This is a genomic window from Paenibacillus sp. SYP-B3998 (assembly GCF_010820665.1).
GTDB lineage: Bacteria > Bacillota > Bacilli > Paenibacillales > NBRC-103111 > Paenibacillus_E.
Genome location: NZ_JAAIKC010000003.1, coordinates 1 through 15149, shown reverse-complemented (window position 1 = coordinate 15149; position 15149 = coordinate 1). Strand labels below are relative to the sequence as shown.

Genomic DNA, 15149 nt, shown 5'->3' with positions numbered 1-15149 from the left:
ATCCTGTCTACCAGCTACAGGATAATCGATAACCATGAAGAATGTTTGCTTTTATTGTAAAAAAATTGTAAATATCCTATACCTTTCGAGGAAACGCCAAACGAAATTCAGTCCCCTCGCCTAACTGGCTTTGAACGCGTATCGTTCCGTTCATTCCGCTAACCAAATGCTTCACGATTGTTAGACCGAGCCCCGTTCCTGTTAGCCCTTCTTTTCGCGTGTTCTTGGCCTCATCCGCTTTATAGAAACGATCCCAGATCCGTTCCAGTTCCGTATCCGACATCCCTTTCCCTGTATCGCGAATATAAAGCACAATTTCGTTCCTTGCCTCTTCTAACGCAACCGTCAACTCCCCGCCTGCAGGAGTAAATTTGAGCGCGTTATAAATCAGGTTTTGCACGATTTGCGCGAAACGATCAGGGTCTAGATATGCTGCTGCGGGCTCATCTCGCCGTGGAGGCATTGCCATATGAAGTTGAATATTTTTGTAGGCGACATGCGGCTTCAATAGCTCCATGACTTCTTCTAGCATGTCCTGCACCACGACAGGCCTTATGCGAAACAAATCAACTCCATTATGGATTCGCGCTAAGTCCAGCAAGTCACTAACTAACCGCTGTAGTCGCTGAACTTCTTGATCACAGATATGCAAATAGTGTGAGTATTTATCTACAGGAATGACTTTATCATTCATAGCCACGATCAAGCCGCGCAGTGTCGTTAGCGGGGAACGAAGCTCGTGAGATATGTTCGTCAGAAATTCCTGACGTGTGCCTTCCCACTCCTCCAACTGCTGCACCATGAAGTTAAAGCTAGCTGCCAATTGCCCTACCTCATCCTGCGAGGTAATCGGAACTCGCGTCGTGAAATCTCCCCCGGCAAGCTCTAACGCAGCCCTGTTCATTTGTTGCAGCGGGCCAGCCAACTTGCGGGATATGATAAACAAGATGGCCCCTACAGCAAGAAGTGAGAACAGCAAGGGCACAAGAATATTGACTCGAACGGCTGATATCGCTTTACTGATATCTCCTGCCGGGATATGCAAAAATACGACGATAGGCTGTCCGTTCAGTTGATACGGTGCATGATAGGTGAATAAATTGACCATCAGCTGATCAGGCGTAGCAAGGCTAACCATGCTATTGCCAGATCGACCATGAAGCCCATCAATGAACAACGCATCCATCGACTTGGGCAGCATTTTGCCTTCACTATCTGAGGATCCTGTCAAAACATTGCCTTTATCGTCAACCAACCACACTTGTCCATTAATACTTCTAGCCAAGATACGAATCGTATATTTCAGTTCACGCGTAGAAATGGAACCCTCTTGAAAAGAATTCACTAATCGGGTCACTTCGACGAAACGTTTGTCTAACAGTTCTTTCTTATCCTTATAAAATAAATCAGTAAAATAGTAGTTCCAGAACACAAAGAGACCGACGAAGAACAGTATGCAGGTCGCCAGAAATGATAAAAACAATTTCAAATAGAGGCTGCGATACTTCCCAGTCAGCCACTTTTTAAACATGCTGCATCACCTCGAAGGAGTAGCCGATCCCCCAAAGTGTTTGAATGTTCCAATGCTCATGCTGTCCAAGCTTCTTGCGTAAGTTTTTCACATGTGCATCGACAGTACGAGTCCCGCCGGTAAAATCAAAATTCCATACATAACCAAGCAAGTCCTCTCGCGTAAACACACGTCCTGGATGACTGGTCAGGAAATAGAGCAGTTCAATTTCTTTGGGCGTCAGTTCAATCCGTTTTCCTCCCACAGTAACGCGGTACTGTTCCATATCCACCACAATATTGCCAATTTCCAGCCATTTGCGAGATTGCGCATTGGATAAATCTGGATGTGTCTGGGTGCTGCGACGTAATACGGCTTTCACTCTTGCGATGAGCTCATTGGGATCAAAGGGCTTAACCAAATAATCATCAACCCCCATGTTAAACCCTCTGAGCTTATCAATGGACTCCCCTTTTGCTGTGAGGAAGATGATAGGTGTTTGATCAAAAGGCGGGTCCATGCGACGTATGCTTTCACACAGCTCATAGCCTGTAATATCTGGGAGCATAATGTCCAGCAGGACCAAAAGGGGCTTCTCATTTTGGATAGTTCGAAGCACCTCTTGCCCGCGAGCGAGGAGAATAGCTTCAAAATTCGAGTGCTCTAGATACAATCTAACAACTTCCGCAATATTAGGCTCATCATCAACAACGAGAACTTTCCCCTCGGAGCTCATCTAGCGCCACCCTTTTCCTTACGAATCTGCTGCTGTCTTTCTCGCTCGCGAATGACATCTGAACGGTCTCTTACCGTATGCTTCTGAATTAACGCTTCATTATGAAGCGGGCTGGGAGCCAACCAGGTTAATCCACGCTGCTCAGCTTCTTTCATGCACCAAGCAAGAAGTTCAGCATCTATAATTGGTAAACTGATGTCTTCATATTCATGTTCACTTTGCTGAATACGTGTCCAACGATCTATTAACAGCTCTTGAAGTTTGTCAGCATCTAGTCCCAATGAAGCAAGATGATCCGCATCTGCATTTTGCGCTGCGCTTTGCAGCATTTTCACCGCACCTGCTCGGTTACCTCTCCGGTCATGGTACAAGCCAACAGCAATCTGAATCAAAGCCACATACGTCCTGCTGCGCACATCATTGGGATGTTCTTTCCAAAACTCCTCCATGACTTCATGGCACTCAAAAAAATCTCGCTCTGCATGAAAAAACAATAAATAATCCGTGTAGGCCTCCGGATACTGATTCATGATTAAATCCCCTCGCCATGTTGTTTGCCGAAATCGTTCCTTCCTTATCCATGTTACTCGAAAAAGGGGGCTACCGTCCATCCTCTGAGCAATCTATCATTTTCCATCGCAACCATTCTACCCTTTGCTACGTCAAATAAAGTAGATTACTAGAAAGAGGCGTGATGGATGAAAATTGGAAAGTGGATGCTGACGAGTACCTTGCTGCTAGCTATCGCGATTCCCCATGCAGCCAATGCGGCGGGAACACCGATTACAGCTCAAACAAACACAGATAAAACGACGAAATACCGAGTCTACCAGTATAATCAAGTACTCATGGAATTTGCCGCTTATAAGCAAGCAGAGTCATACGCTAAAGGGTACACCAACAGTCATGTGGAAGAGATCAGCTCGCGCAAATGGCTGTGGAACAACTTCCCTCGTTATCAAGTCTATCAGTTAGATAATACCTTGCCCGAATGGCAGTTCACTAGCTTGGATGCCGCAATGACAGAAGCGAAAAAGTGGTCGTATGCCAGCGTACGCGACCTTCAATCGACTGGCTGGACATGGAACAACTATCCTCGCTTCCAGGTTTATCAAACCGATATTACGCAAGATGCCTGGAAATTCACAACGATGGATGAAGCGGTTGCTGAAGCTAGAAAATGGGGTGGCGCCCATATTATCGATTTAAGCAGCAATCAATGGGTGTGGGATAACCTATCAAGCGAAGAAAAGAAAACGATCCGCGAAGGAGCGCTTTCTTACAAAGTTTATCAAGGAACATTCTCCACAGACAATTGGGAATTCGCTTCCTTAGAGGACGCGATTAGCGAAGCGCTCAAATGGGGAAGCTCAACTGTTCTCAACAAGAATTCCAACAAAATCGTCTATAGCAATAATAAGCCATTTAAAGTTTTCCAGAATGACTCTTTTTTACAAGACTTCACTTCCCTGAATGACGCTTTGAATTACGCGCAGCAATGGGGTCACAGCGCTATCTTTATGGATGGGCACAAAATTTGGAATAACTTTGCTTCTTATCAGGTTTATCAAAGCACGAAGCTTATTGGAGAATTCCAAACGATACCTGACGCTTTGAGTTATGGCGCACAATACAGCAATGCGGCCATTCAAACGTTAGAGAACCGTGTTATTTGGGATAATTTCAAGAAGCTTCAGGTTTGGGGCTGGAATGGCACATCTAGTGCTGATACGATTAAAACGCATGTGAATAACACCTTGGGGCTAGACGTTGATTCTCCCACCTATTTCGAGCTATCGGATGCCGATGGCAATATGAAGGATAGTTCCAATTCGGATACCGTAAAATGGCTGCAAAAACAAGGCTTCACCGTTTATCCGCTAGTCAACAATCAATTCAATTCCGCCATAACGACAGCATTCTTGTCAAATGCCAACGCTCAAGACAAATTCATTCATGCCTTGGTTGACCGCTCGGTTCAGCTTGGCGTTCCTGGTATTAATGTCGATTTTGAAACCTTAGCGGGCTCAGATCGCAATGCATTTACTGCTTTTATCACGAAACTAACGGCCTATGCTCATGAAAAGAACCTGAAAATTTCTCTCGACCTTCCCCGCGGAAGCGTAAAATGGAATCATCTTTCCGCCTTCGATCATGAGAAGCTTGGCGATATTGTTGATTACGTCGTCATCATGGCTTACGATCAGTTTTATCGCGGCAGTACCTCTGCCGGTTCCGTTGCTGGTCTTCCTTGGACAGATGGCGGCATTCAAGAATTTCTGTCCTACGGCATCGCGCGCGACAAAATCATTCTCGGCATCCCTTACTATGTAAGAGAATGGAAGCTTGATGCAAGCGGCAGCCTGCAGAGCAACCGCGCCTTGCTGCTCAAAGACATTCCGGCTTTGATTGCTTCCAAAAGCGCCACACAAACATGGGACAAAACTTATGAGCAATATCGCGTCGAGTACCAAGAAGATGGCTTCACCTATGTATTTTGGTTGGAGAATGAGGCCACTGTGAAAGCTCGCCTTGATCTAGCGAAAAAGTACGATATCGCCGGCGTTGCCGCATGGCGGCTCGGTTATGACCAACCAGAAATATGGAAAACAATTTTACAAGCGAAATAATTGAAGAAGAGGCCGCCTCAATGCGAGTAAGTAAGCGCATTGAAGCGGCCTTTCTTTTGTTTTTGAGCTTAAATTAGGCCCATTTCCGAAAATAACGTTTCGGTGCCGCAATCGACGCAGTATTTGGCATCTGGTTTGTTAACCTTAAAGCAGCCAGCATGTAAAACCGTCTTTTTCTTCGTACAGCGATTCTTGAGAGGGGCACCGCACCTTATGCAAAACCGATCGTCTTTGTCAGCAACATAGCTGCATCTGACGCAGGTTTGTAGTTCATCATTGGCCATTTGCAAACACTCCCCGAAGCAGCTTCGACCTCCTTCAAGTATATGTCAACAACTGACCTAAACGTCCATAAACAGAAATAAAAACATTTCCTTCTTCCCTATGTATAAAAGATAGCCTCATTCGCCCACCCTATGAAGTAAAGGAGGTGAATAGACATGGCTAAAGATGTGCTTTGTGAAGTGAATTCCTGTAAATATTGGGCAGCTGGCAACAAATGCAACGCATCCTCGATTTATGTCGTGAGCCACCACGGCAGCAATCAAGCGCGTAATTCCGAAGAAACAGATTGTAAAACGTTTGAACCTAAAATTTAGTTTGAATGAGAGAAGAGGCTGCTGCGGCCTCTTTTTTTCGGCTCCTACTTATATTGTAACCAATAATGATAATTATTATCAGTAATAGTGAAGAAGTTCGAGTTGAAGGATAAACCATAGAGCATACAATAAATAAGCGATACTCGCATTTTTTTAAGTTGACAGGTTGTACAGATAAACTTGTTCTGACCTATACAGTATGGTTAACCCGAAGATAATGGAGCAATAACCCTGATACTCCCCAAAATGATCCGCAATTTCCTTCACTTGCTTTGCAGAAAGAGGTTGATGATACACCGCACTTGCAGCCTCAATCGCTGCTTTTTCCTGCCAAGGTATCTGTTCCATTCTCCCTAATCCACGGATCAGTATGAAATCAACCGACCATTGGCCGATCCCCTTAATAGAGAGTAGCCATTCTCTCACTGAGGCGTAGTCTCCTGCTTTCATGAAGATCGCCTCTGTTTGCGCAAACGCTCTAGCTACTGCCTGCAAATATTCAGCGCGTTTTGATCCGAATGTTTCAACGAGAGCTTCAGTACTAGCTCCAAGCAAATCCGCTGGCTCTGGAAACGTAAAGTGTTCTGTCCCTTTTACAGTGAGTGTTCTACCATACCCTTCATACAATTTGCGTTTCAGTTGACATGCTGCCGGCATTGGATTGCGCTGAACGAGAATAGCCCAGCAGGCATTCTCAAAAGGGGTCATAAATTTCACTTGATGGTAGCCATAGCAGTTTCGCAACACAGGTTCAAAGTAACTATCTTTGGACCCTATGTCATAGAAAGCAGTAAGATCATCTGACAGGCTTAGAAAAAAGTCTATACGATCCAATACCTCCTGCGCCTGACTCTCCGTAAGTTCATCATCTGAGTACAGCACATAGCTGACTATTGGACAATTAACACTTCCTTCCGAACTTAGTTCGATAACTACTGGAACTCCTTGTACAGAAAACGCTTTGATCATCGTACCTGACTCAATGGACTGCTCATTTTTCATTGCGTTGAAGCTGCAAAGGAACGAGAGCGATTTTTGAAAATCAAACGGTGCTTTGGGGTACAAAAATCCCCTTTCCTCTTCCAGCCTGCGCTCATTATTCATCCTTAACGTCAAATCCTTTCAGATGTTCATTCGATCCCATGGCAAAAGTATACAAAAACGCTACTGACACCATCATGTCAGTAGCGTTTATTAAGGAGTTAATAGAAAAAGGGTCGCCTCCAAAGTCTTTCTTGGATTCTTGAACCCCTACTATGTAAGTGTTTAGGATGGGGAAGCGCGACCATCAAGCACTCAATTATGCTAAACTTGCGCGCATCTATGCCGAATGTTCGATTACCAGGGCTCATAAAATTTTAATTCAACCCATTTCAAGCCGAGGAGGAATTAACTTATTTCCTTTTCAAAAGTGTTGACAATGGGGGCATTCCAAAGAACTTTCAACTCCACATTTACAAAAAAAGTGTCTACTCAAAAGGGATAATAACAATTTGAAGGTTCTTTTGTTCATAATTGGAACCGACCGACTCACCTTTACCTTTTGGGCAGAGCTTTCTCTGAATAGCCTATCCCTGATATCCAGATTATCGTTTCAGTTGTACACTGTTCAAGGAACCTTAATGTGAACCATTCGCATTTAACAAATCTTCGAGCTCTTCTAGGTCTGTTGTTGGGGAGTGGCAAGCAAAGTTTTGGCAAACGTAAGCTGTAGCCTGCCCGCCGAGCGGAAGCTTATCTGAAGCAAGTGGGATGAGCTTGCGCACTTCTTCTCCGGCCACACCCGATGGATGAAGAATAAGCAGCGCATTCGGCAAGTATTGCCGATGCACCGTGCGCAGCAGTTGCTGCGTCTCTACCTTCCCCGGGTCACCTGCGATAACGATTTCGCTTGGCTGGCCAAAAGCGAAATCGAGCGCAGCCAGCATAAGCGCATGGCCTGGCGGGTAATTGACCACAGCCCCTGCGAACGCCTGGAGCTGTTCGTCAGCAACTTGCGACAGCTTCGCGTCGTAGGTGAGCCTCGACAGCCGCAGCAGATTCAGTGCGGCTGCGGCGTTGCCCGACGGCATCGCACCGTCGTAGATTTCCTTCGGGCGGGTAAGCAGTTGTTCGGCATCGCTGCCGTAGAAGAACAACCCGCCCTTCTCGTCATCCCAGAACAGCCGCAGCATCTCTTCGTTGAGCTGGACTGCTTCCCTGAGATAGCGAAGCTCGAATGTGGCTTCGTACAGCTCGATAAGGCCCCAGACGAGGAACGCGTAGTCGTCCACGTAGCCAAGAAAAGCGGCTTCGCCATCGCGATAGCGAGCGAGCAAACGCCCGTCCTCCTTCCTCCGCAGGTGCTCTAGGAGGAAATCTGCTGCTTTCGCGGCTGCCTCCGCGTAAGCGGGTTTGTCCAAAGCACGCGCAGCCTTGGACAGTGCGACGATCATCAGACCGTTCCACGAGGTCAGAATCTTGTCATCCTTGCCCGGATGAATACGCTGTTCGCGATGCGCGAACAGCTTGACACGGGCAGCCTCGATTCGTTTCTTCAGCTCATCAAGCGGAATCTGCTTGCGCTTCGCGAATGATTCTAACGTCGTTTCAATCAAATTCGGGATGTTATGGCCCTCGAAATTTCCTGACTCCGTAATATCAAACAACTCGGCATACAGGTCGCCTTCATCCGGCCCGAGTACAACCTCCACTTCATCCGGTGTCCAGACATAGAACTTACCTTCTTCTCCTTCAGAATCAGCGTCTTCCGCGGAATAGAATGCTCCGCCCACGTCCGTCATATCCCTTAGCACATAAGCAATAATCTGCTCGGCAACTTCTGCATATTTCTTTTTCTCCGTCACTTGAAACGCTTCTATGTAGGTCATCGTCAGTAAAGCGTTGTCGTAGAGCATTTTTTCAAAGTGGGGAACTAGCCACTTATCATCCACCGAATATCGGGAAAAGCCGTATCCGATATGGTCGTACATCCCTCCCCGATGCATCGCATCGAGTGTTTTTTCAACCATCTCCAGAGCCTTCGGTTTACCTGTTTTCTCATAATAGCGTAACAGAAACGACAGATTATGAGACGTCGGAAACTTAGGAGAGTCCCCGAATCCACCATTTTCAGGATCAAAACGATCCTCATACAGCTTGAACGCTTCATGCAGGGTTTGCTCAGACACTTCCCCACCCGACCGATGTTCCAACATCCGACTGCTCGTTTCTTGAATAATCTGATCGCCCACTTCGCGAATCCGCTGGGCATCTTCCTGCCATTTTCCGGCGATTTGCGCGACAATTTCCACCATCCCTGCACGGTTGTACTTGCGGCTGCGAGGGAAATAGGTGCCTGCGAAGAAAGGCTTCTTCTCCGGCGTCAAGAACACCGTTAGGGGCCATCCTCCCTGACCCGTCATCGCCTGGCAGACGGCCATATAGATGTGATCAACGTCTGGGCGTTCCTCGCGATCAACTTTAATCGATATGAAATCTTTGTTGAGCATGGCAGCAACCGTTTCGTCTTCGAACGATTCGTGTGCCATGACGTGGCACCAATGGCATGTCGGTTTGTGACCCCTCCTTTATAGCTTAACTACGAATAGCCTATAGACAAAAATACTGGCTTACCTTCTCTTGATGCTTTACTAAATGCTTCTTCTCCCCATGCATACCAATCAACAGGATTGTGAGCGTGTTGTAACAAATATGGACTCTTCTCATTAACTAATCGATTTGTGAACTTTTCGTGTTTTGCAGTTTGATCTTTCATTTTTATATTCAACTCTCTCTCTGTATTTTGTTTCTAATTATATCCCACCAATAACCATCTATACAAAAAGACCAACCAAGAGTGGTAATATCCCCTTTAAGTAGACACTCAAAAAAAACCTTATGGTACCATAAGGAAATGAGTACAACTTGGAGGGGATTTTTCTATGGCTAAAAAAGGACAAACATTTAATCAGTACACGGAGGAATTTAAGTTTGCTGCTGTTCAGGAATACATGAAGGGATCATCCAGCTATAGAAGGGTAGTAAGCGTCAAACTCTCCCACCTTTGAATCACGAATACGCTATGAGATAATCCTCCTCAGAAGCCAAACAGAGGATATTCTATGGCCAGAGAAGAGATTCGAATGAAATGGGAGATGCGCATCGCGGCTCTTCGTGCAAGTGGTAAAAGGCAACTAACTTGCAAAGCGAATTCAAGTCACTCGTCATCAGTTTTACTCTTGGATGAAGAAGTTCATCGCTAGCGTCGTGGTAGCTTCCCTATTTCTTATTCGAATAGGGGTGTTTGCGTTTCAATTATTAGTTAAATGAAAACGGGGGCTAACTAAACAATGGACTTGGAAAAGCAGCAAAGAATTTTGTAATTTCTAAAAACATCTATTGACCCTGACGGTACTTCGCGCGGCACACTTAGGCGGATTTTTCGCCGATAGACCCGTTAAGCTGAACCATATCACAAGTAGGGCGAAAAATTTTGTTGTGGGTATGGTGGGGGAATGCTGTGGAATAAGTGTTTTGAGACCCCTAAGGCAACAGTTTTTGGGGTCTTTCTTTTGAGCAGAATCGACACAAAGACGACCATTTATAAACCAAGCCAGCACCAAAACAAGTATCGCGAGAATAAATTCAATCCAAAAAACCGTTTGTAGACCGGCAACCATGCTTTGTGTTTTCTCATGCATTGCAGTGGGATCGAGCGAATGGTGAAGATAACGATTGGCTCCGGATGACATGATGCCGATGAACAATGCGATGCCAATTCCCCCAGCAATCTGTTGGAGCGTATTGTATATGACTGTGCCATGGGGGACCAGATGACGCGGAAGTTGATTCAATCCTGTTGTCTGAGCCGGCATGACGACGAACGATATGCCTAAGAATAAGAGGACATGATTGAATAGAACGGAACCTTGCGCAGTATTACTGTCGATGCCGGCAAATTGCCATAACGATATGGCGATCAAGAGCAATCCGGGCACTATGACGAATCTCGGCCCGAATTTATCGAATAATATTCCCGTCACCGGCATCATCATTGCGTTTAAAATGCAGCCTGGCATCAGAAGTAAACCTGTCGCGAATGCTGTCAACTGCATCACATCCTGCATATAGATCGGCAGCAATGTCGTGGTGGCGAATAGAACCATCATCAGGACTACTACCAATACCGCAACCAAAGAAAAAGTGGGATGCCGGAATACTGAAAGATCAATCAAAGGCTCTTTGATCTTGAGCTGCCGCCATACAAGCAAGAGCAAGAAGAGGCTGCCTATGGCAATCAAACTGTAACCCTCAGGCTCAGACCAGACATTTGTTCGGCTGAAGCCGTAGATGACGCAACCGAAACCGATGGTTGACATCAAAATGGATAAAAGATCGACCCTTGGCTTGGTTAGTTCTGTCACATTCTTTAAGTACATGAATGCATAAATAATCGAAAACAATGCGACAGGAATCACCATATAGAATAGCCATCGCCAGTGTAAGGTATCGATGACCAGACCCGACAAAGCTGGCCCGATGACAGGGGCGACCATAATGACCAGCCCCATGAGACCCATGGCCGCACCCCGGCGTTCCGGAGGATAGAGGGCAAGAATCGTATTCATCATCAACGGGATCAATAATCCTGTCCCGCAAGCCTGAACAACCCTGCCCATCAGCAAGATTTCGAATCCAGGGGATACTGCACACAAGCAGGTACCGGCTAAAAATAACGCCATCGCAGACATAAACATCTGGCGAGTCGTGAACCATTGCTGCAGCAATGCGGTCACCGGCACCAGTACGCCGATCACGAGCATATAACCCGTCGATAACCATTGTATGGTCGAAGCAGCAACGTTGAATTCCCGCATCAATCCTGGAAATGCATTGGTAAGTAAATTTTCGTTAAGAAATGCAACAAATGCACCGATGAGTAGAGCGGCTAACATCGCCCCTCTCTTCAATCCACTTGCATCGTGAACCTGCTCGTTCATCTTCTACCTCCCGAATGTTCTTTTCGTTCTGTTGTTTGTATATCCCATATTGCCCAGTCGGCCTAAGAACATTTTACAAGAAGCTGGCTGAATTGGAAAAAGCGAAATCGCTCTTCATACTCGGAAATTCATTCATATTTCGAAACCATTAGGGGGGATCCCCCGCTATGTCGCTCATTTGCACATTATCTCTTGACAGGATGAGCTTTGGGGATTATGATAACGTGCCGGTTAACTCAACAAGGCAAATAAATTAAAAAGGCCGACTTTTCGTAGCGCCTTGGCACCGAATCGTCAGCCTGTCGTGCAGATTATCCTACACCATCACTTTCTAACAAGGAATAAAAATTGTCACGGTCTTCGTTATCAAATTTGCCAAGCGTCCGTACCCTAACAAATTCATGTCCACCATACATGTCTATTTCCTCACCATACCTATTGTAGAGCGCGAACATATTGCCATCCTGATTCAACTCCATGTAACCATAACATTTTGCTTCAGGCGCTTCACCGTAAAAGAGCGTAAAATTGATTTTGTCCACTCTGTGCATACAGCTCCTCCTTTTCTGTCTTTCGTATTGGCTTCAAATATATACAGCATCTGCGATCAATTGTCAAGAGTTTTGAACCTTTGGACGACAGATAAAGTAGCCCCTGAGCTGAAAAAAGGAGAAGTGTGCTTTAAGACACTCCTGTTTGCAGATGCTTCAATCGTGCTGCGTAGTGGGGATGCGGTATGACTTTTATATGAAAAGGAGAAGGGATGAAGCAAGGTTAAGCTAAACCCCGATGATGGGGAGTAGGGTTTTTACCAACCAGCCATACCGCATCCTTAGTAGAAGTATTCTTAATCTAAAACTTACTGCCAAAGTGGAAAAAGCTCTCCGTCATTCAAACAACTATTTTTCTTAGCAATTAATAATAGGGCAGTATCAAACTCGACCAGCGAATTCGATACTGCCCAAATCATGTTGATTTTGATCAACTTAAATTCCAGATCATTTCCTTGTTTCTCGTAACATTCTGCTCGAAGAAGTGTCTTGCCGTTTTGATCGTAGCGTCAAATAACCCCCACCTTGTTGAAGGATGAGGGTTGAACTATGCTGGTATTAAGATGTAAACACTCGGCAGGTTAGCGGTAACGATACCGACCACGGAAGCAAACGATCTAACGCTTCCGAATCTTTCGGATCCTCGAGTTGCGGTAGTTGCTCAAACAAATAGTTTAGATATTTGTTTGGATTTAGCCCGTTTTCTTTTGCCGTTTCGATCACACTATAGATAATGCTACTGGCCTTCGCGCCGCGAGGTGTATTCGCGAACAGCCAGTTCTTTCTCCCGATCACAAACGGCTTAATGGACCGTTCGCTTCGATTATTGTCGATTTCCAAACGTCCATCTAGCAGGAACGCCGATAGCTTGTCCCATTGATTGAGGCTATACGTAATCGCTTGCCCGAGCAGGCTTTTGGGAAGCGTACGCGATCGCTGCTGGCGAAGCCAACTTAAATAAGCCTCCAGAATCGGCTGGCTTTTCGCCTTCCGAGTGCTATGGCGCTCATCCGGTGTCTTTTCCTTCAGTTCTCGCTCGATGGCGAATAGCTGATTGCAGAAGTCGAGCCCTTGCTGAGCTGTCGTTTTCGTTTTGTCTTGGCCTGCCGGCACTGCCTTTAACGCCTCGTTGAACTTTCGCCGGGCATGCGCCCAGCACCCGACAAGCGTGACGCCGGCCACTTTGTGGTAGCCGGCATAGCCGTCTACATGCAAGTAGCCCGCGAATCCCTTGAGAAAATCGCGCGGATTCTCGCCGCCTCGGGTTGGCCGGTAGTCGAATAGCACGATGGGCGGTCCCTCACGTCCGGTTCGATACAGCCACATGTACGACTGCGTCTCGGCCGACTTACCCGGTTCTCGGAGCACTTGAAGCGTCGTCTCGTCCGCATGCAGAACCTCTTGTTTGAGAAGATGTTCTTGCATCCTGCCTACGAGATGAACGAGCCAGTGATTCGCTCCGTATACCATCCAGTTCGCCAGCGTCTGCCGAGAAATCGTCAGCCCAAGCCTGGCAAACTGCTGCTCTTGCCGATACAGCGGCTGACTATCCACGTATTTTTGGCTCATGACGTATGCCATGATAGAAGCGGAGGCGAGGCTTCCCGGATAGACGGGCCGCGGCATAGGCGCGGTAACGATGGGCGTACGGATTTCCTCTCGCTCGCAGCGCCGACAGCTATACACCTGACGGACATGCCGAACGACACGGACTTCCGCCGGAACAATGGTAATCTCGTTACGCGTCTCGCTGCTCATATTATGAAGTGCGCCGCCACAGCAAGCGCAAATTGGCTCAGACTCCAGCAGTTCATAGGTCACCGTATCGACCGGAAAATGCTCCAGCTTCGCTTCCTGGGCACCCGTTGTTTTCTTGCGACTATAGGTGACCGTCTCCATGTCCGCCTCTGGCAAAGCAGGGGTGGCCAGCACTTCGGCTTCGTTAAACAGGTCCATCTCGACTTGATCCGGATGCGTCTTCTCGCTGGACGCGCCGAAACGTTTCTGCTGAGCCAGCTTAAACTGCTCCTGATACCAGTTGAGCTTGGCGGTCAGTTCGGCGTTTTGCTGCTCAAGCGTGGCATTTTTTCTTTCAAGCTCTTCTATTGTTGTAGGGGTATCCGCTCGATTTTCCATAGCTATAATATTGGACAATCATGTCTTCAATCCTGCCAGAAAAGGCCGCCAGGTATGGCGAAACAGCGAACAAAAGGCCGCTAGATGACGGTTTCTGCCGTCACTTTGGTATGGGCATGCCGCTGACTAAGGGCAAGTCCGTCCAGAAGCCAACGAAGTTCGCGGGAAGAGACGGTGACCGTGCCCTCGTTGTCGCTGGGCCAACGGAAGGTTCCGCGCTCGAGCCTACGGTAGAACAGCCAGAAGCCATTATGTTCCCATTGCAAAATCTTGAGCTTGTTCTTCTCGCGGTTACAGAATACGAACAGAGCTGGAGAGAACGGGTCGAGACCGAAGCCTTCCTGAACAAGGGCGGCAAGCCCGTCAATGGATTTACGCAGATCTGTCGATCCACAAGCCAGATAGACGGAGTGCGTGCCAGGCAGCGTTAACATGTGAAACGAAGGACCTGAACGACTTCACGAAGCAGGTGAGGGTCAAAGTCGGCCCGAAGCTCGATGCTCGCTTCCCCGACACGGACGATGAGCGGTGTAGCTTGGGCTGCAACACTTGCAGTGTCGCCCACGGAGAGGGGGATGAAAGCCGAGGGTCGGGATTTGGTGGAAACTGTGGAAGACGTCCCGTTTAATTTGCGAAGCCAGTACTTTAGCGTATGCAACGTAAATTGATTGGCGGAGCACCACGCAGCCATAGTAAGTCCGCTGGCTTTGTAATTCTCGACGAGAACGATCCATTCTTGACGGCGAGCTTTCTTGGTTTTCATGAGGCGGCCTCCTAATTCTTTCGGATAGCCTTATTTTCTCACGTCATTTTTGGAACTTGAAGGTGTGGAACGTTTGACGCTTACGAAGGGTAGCTGAAAAGTTAGACATTAGAAACTGTACGCAATTGAAGGTATGGGTGAAGAAATGGAAAAACGGAGAGGCCTTTAAGGTACGATCAGAGAAGACAACCACACCTCTTACAGGGCGTCCTCGCACGATCTTCCATTCGGTAGAAGAAGAAC

At 47.0% G+C, this 15149-nt stretch carries 14 protein-coding genes; 2 read left to right on the top strand and 12 right to left on the bottom strand.

Going from position 1 to position 15149, the window contains the following annotated elements; genetic code table 11:
* Positions 1-76 precede the first annotated feature (76 nt).
* The 3 genes from GK047_RS10395 to GK047_RS10385 are packed head-to-tail and all read right to left on the bottom strand — an operon-like array spanning position 77 to position 2776.
* Positions 77-1531 (bottom strand): sensor histidine kinase, encoded by a 1455-nt coding sequence (locus GK047_RS10395; protein WP_163945407.1) that lies wholly within the window; start codon positions 1529-1531, stop codon positions 77-79.
* Positions 1524-2246: a response regulator transcription factor gene (locus tag GK047_RS10390; RefSeq protein WP_163945405.1), complete on the bottom strand. Its 723-nt coding sequence runs from the start codon at positions 2244-2246 to the stop codon at positions 1524-1526. The genes GK047_RS10395 and GK047_RS10390 overlap by 8 nt, the downstream gene beginning before the upstream one ends.
* Positions 2243-2776, bottom strand: a complete 534-nt coding sequence (locus GK047_RS10385) for a DUF309 domain-containing protein (RefSeq protein WP_163945402.1) — start codon at positions 2774-2776, stop codon at positions 2243-2245. The genes GK047_RS10390 and GK047_RS10385 overlap by 4 nt, the downstream gene beginning before the upstream one ends.
* Positions 2777-2944: 168 nt before the next feature.
* Here GK047_RS10385 and GK047_RS10380 point away from each other — a divergent pair, with 168 nt between their 5' ends.
* Positions 2945-4876 carry a glycosyl hydrolase family 18 protein gene (locus GK047_RS10380; RefSeq protein WP_163945400.1) on the top strand — a complete coding sequence of 644 codons (1932 nt, stop codon included), beginning with the start codon at positions 2945-2947 and terminating at the stop codon, positions 4874-4876.
* Positions 4877-4944: 68 nt separating this feature from the next.
* On the opposite strand, the gene GK047_RS30595 is transcribed toward GK047_RS10380, so the two are convergent.
* Complete coding sequence (locus tag GK047_RS30595; protein ID WP_481855976.1) at positions 4945-5160, bottom strand: hypothetical protein; 216 nt, start codon at positions 5158-5160, stop codon at positions 4945-4947.
* Positions 5161-5316: 156 nt separating this feature from the next.
* Between GK047_RS30595 and GK047_RS10375 the strand changes: the two genes are divergently transcribed.
* Positions 5317-5475 carry a DUF1540 domain-containing protein gene (locus tag GK047_RS10375; protein ID WP_163945397.1) on the top strand — a complete coding sequence of 53 codons (159 nt, stop codon included), beginning with the start codon at positions 5317-5319 and terminating at the stop codon, positions 5473-5475.
* 153 nt (positions 5476-5628) lie between these two features.
* Here GK047_RS10375 and GK047_RS10370 read toward each other — a convergent pair whose 3' ends face one another.
* From GK047_RS10370 to tnpA, 8 genes are all read right to left on the bottom strand, one after another.
* Positions 5629-6579: a DNA-3-methyladenine glycosylase family protein gene (locus GK047_RS10370; RefSeq protein WP_163945393.1), complete on the bottom strand. Its 951-nt coding sequence runs from the start codon at positions 6577-6579 to the stop codon at positions 5629-5631.
* Positions 6580-7094: 515 nt separating this feature from the next.
* Positions 7095-9005 carry a DUF255 domain-containing protein gene (locus GK047_RS10365; RefSeq protein ID WP_163945390.1) on the bottom strand — a complete coding sequence of 637 codons (1911 nt, stop codon included), beginning with the start codon at positions 9003-9005 and terminating at the stop codon, positions 7095-7097.
* Positions 9006-9055: 50 nt separating this feature from the next.
* Entirely contained in the window at positions 9056-9232 is a 177-nt protein-coding gene (locus GK047_RS30340) for a DUF255 domain-containing protein (protein WP_163945386.1), read from the bottom strand.
* A 610-nt stretch (positions 9233-9842) separates the two neighbouring features.
* Positions 9843-11456 (bottom strand): MDR family MFS transporter, encoded by a 1614-nt coding sequence (locus GK047_RS10355; protein ID WP_240343896.1) that lies wholly within the window; start codon positions 11454-11456, stop codon positions 9843-9845.
* A gap of 311 nt (positions 11457-11767) precedes the next feature.
* Complete coding sequence (locus tag GK047_RS10350; RefSeq protein ID WP_163945383.1) at positions 11768-12007, bottom strand: hypothetical protein; 240 nt, start codon at positions 12005-12007, stop codon at positions 11768-11770.
* A 558-nt stretch (positions 12008-12565) separates the two neighbouring features.
* Positions 12566-14143: an IS66 family transposase gene (gene tnpC / locus GK047_RS10345; RefSeq protein ID WP_163945380.1), complete on the bottom strand. Its 1578-nt coding sequence runs from the start codon at positions 14141-14143 to the stop codon at positions 12566-12568.
* 80 nt (positions 14144-14223) lie between these two features.
* Positions 14224-14577, bottom strand: a complete 354-nt coding sequence (gene tnpB, locus GK047_RS10340) for an IS66 family insertion sequence element accessory protein TnpB (protein WP_163945377.1) — start codon at positions 14575-14577, stop codon at positions 14224-14226.
* Complete coding sequence (gene tnpA / locus GK047_RS10335; RefSeq protein WP_163945375.1) at positions 14571-14906, bottom strand: IS66 family insertion sequence element accessory protein TnpA; 336 nt, start codon at positions 14904-14906, stop codon at positions 14571-14573. The genes tnpB and tnpA overlap by 7 nt, the downstream gene beginning before the upstream one ends.
* Positions 14907-15149: the final 243 nt, after the last annotated feature.

What these genes read in the sequence shown, in the direction of transcription:
- GK047_RS10395 (WP_163945407.1), bottom strand. Translation starts at nt 1,531, where the DNA reads ATGTTTAAAAAGTGGCTGACTGGGAAGTATCGCAGCCTCTATTTGAAA.
- GK047_RS10390 (WP_163945405.1), bottom strand. Translation starts at nt 2,246, where the DNA reads ATGAGCTCCGAGGGGAAAGTTCTCGTTGTTGATGATGAGCCTAATATT.
- GK047_RS10385 (WP_163945402.1), bottom strand. Translation starts at nt 2,776, where the DNA reads ATGAATCAGTATCCGGAGGCCTACACGGATTATTTATTGTTTTTTCAT.
- GK047_RS10380 (WP_163945400.1), top strand. Translation starts at nt 2,945, where the DNA reads ATGAAAATTGGAAAGTGGATGCTGACGAGTACCTTGCTGCTAGCTATC.
- GK047_RS30595 (WP_481855976.1), bottom strand. Translation starts at nt 5,160, where the DNA reads ATGGCCAATGATGAACTACAAACCTGCGTCAGATGCAGCTATGTTGCT.
- GK047_RS10375 (WP_163945397.1), top strand. Translation starts at nt 5,317, where the DNA reads ATGGCTAAAGATGTGCTTTGTGAAGTGAATTCCTGTAAATATTGGGCA.
- GK047_RS10370 (WP_163945393.1), bottom strand. Translation starts at nt 6,579, where the DNA reads ATGAATAATGAGCGCAGGCTGGAAGAGGAAAGGGGATTTTTGTACCCC.
- GK047_RS10365 (WP_163945390.1), bottom strand. Translation starts at nt 9,005, where the DNA reads ATGGCACACGAATCGTTCGAAGACGAAACGGTTGCTGCCATGCTCAAC.
- GK047_RS30340 (WP_163945386.1), bottom strand. Translation starts at nt 9,232, where the DNA reads ATGAAAGATCAAACTGCAAAACACGAAAAGTTCACAAATCGATTAGTT.
- GK047_RS10355 (WP_240343896.1), bottom strand. Translation starts at nt 11,456, where the DNA reads ATGAACGAGCAGGTTCACGATGCAAGTGGATTGAAGAGAGGGGCGATG.
- GK047_RS10350 (WP_163945383.1), bottom strand. Translation starts at nt 12,007, where the DNA reads ATGCACAGAGTGGACAAAATCAATTTTACGCTCTTTTACGGTGAAGCG.
- tnpC (WP_163945380.1), bottom strand. Translation starts at nt 14,143, where the DNA reads ATGGAAAATCGAGCGGATACCCCTACAACAATAGAAGAGCTTGAAAGA.
- tnpB (WP_163945377.1), bottom strand. Translation starts at nt 14,577, where the DNA reads ATGTTAACGCTGCCTGGCACGCACTCCGTCTATCTGGCTTGTGGATCG.
- tnpA (WP_163945375.1), bottom strand. Translation starts at nt 14,906, where the DNA reads ATGAAAACCAAGAAAGCTCGCCGTCAAGAATGGATCGTTCTCGTCGAG.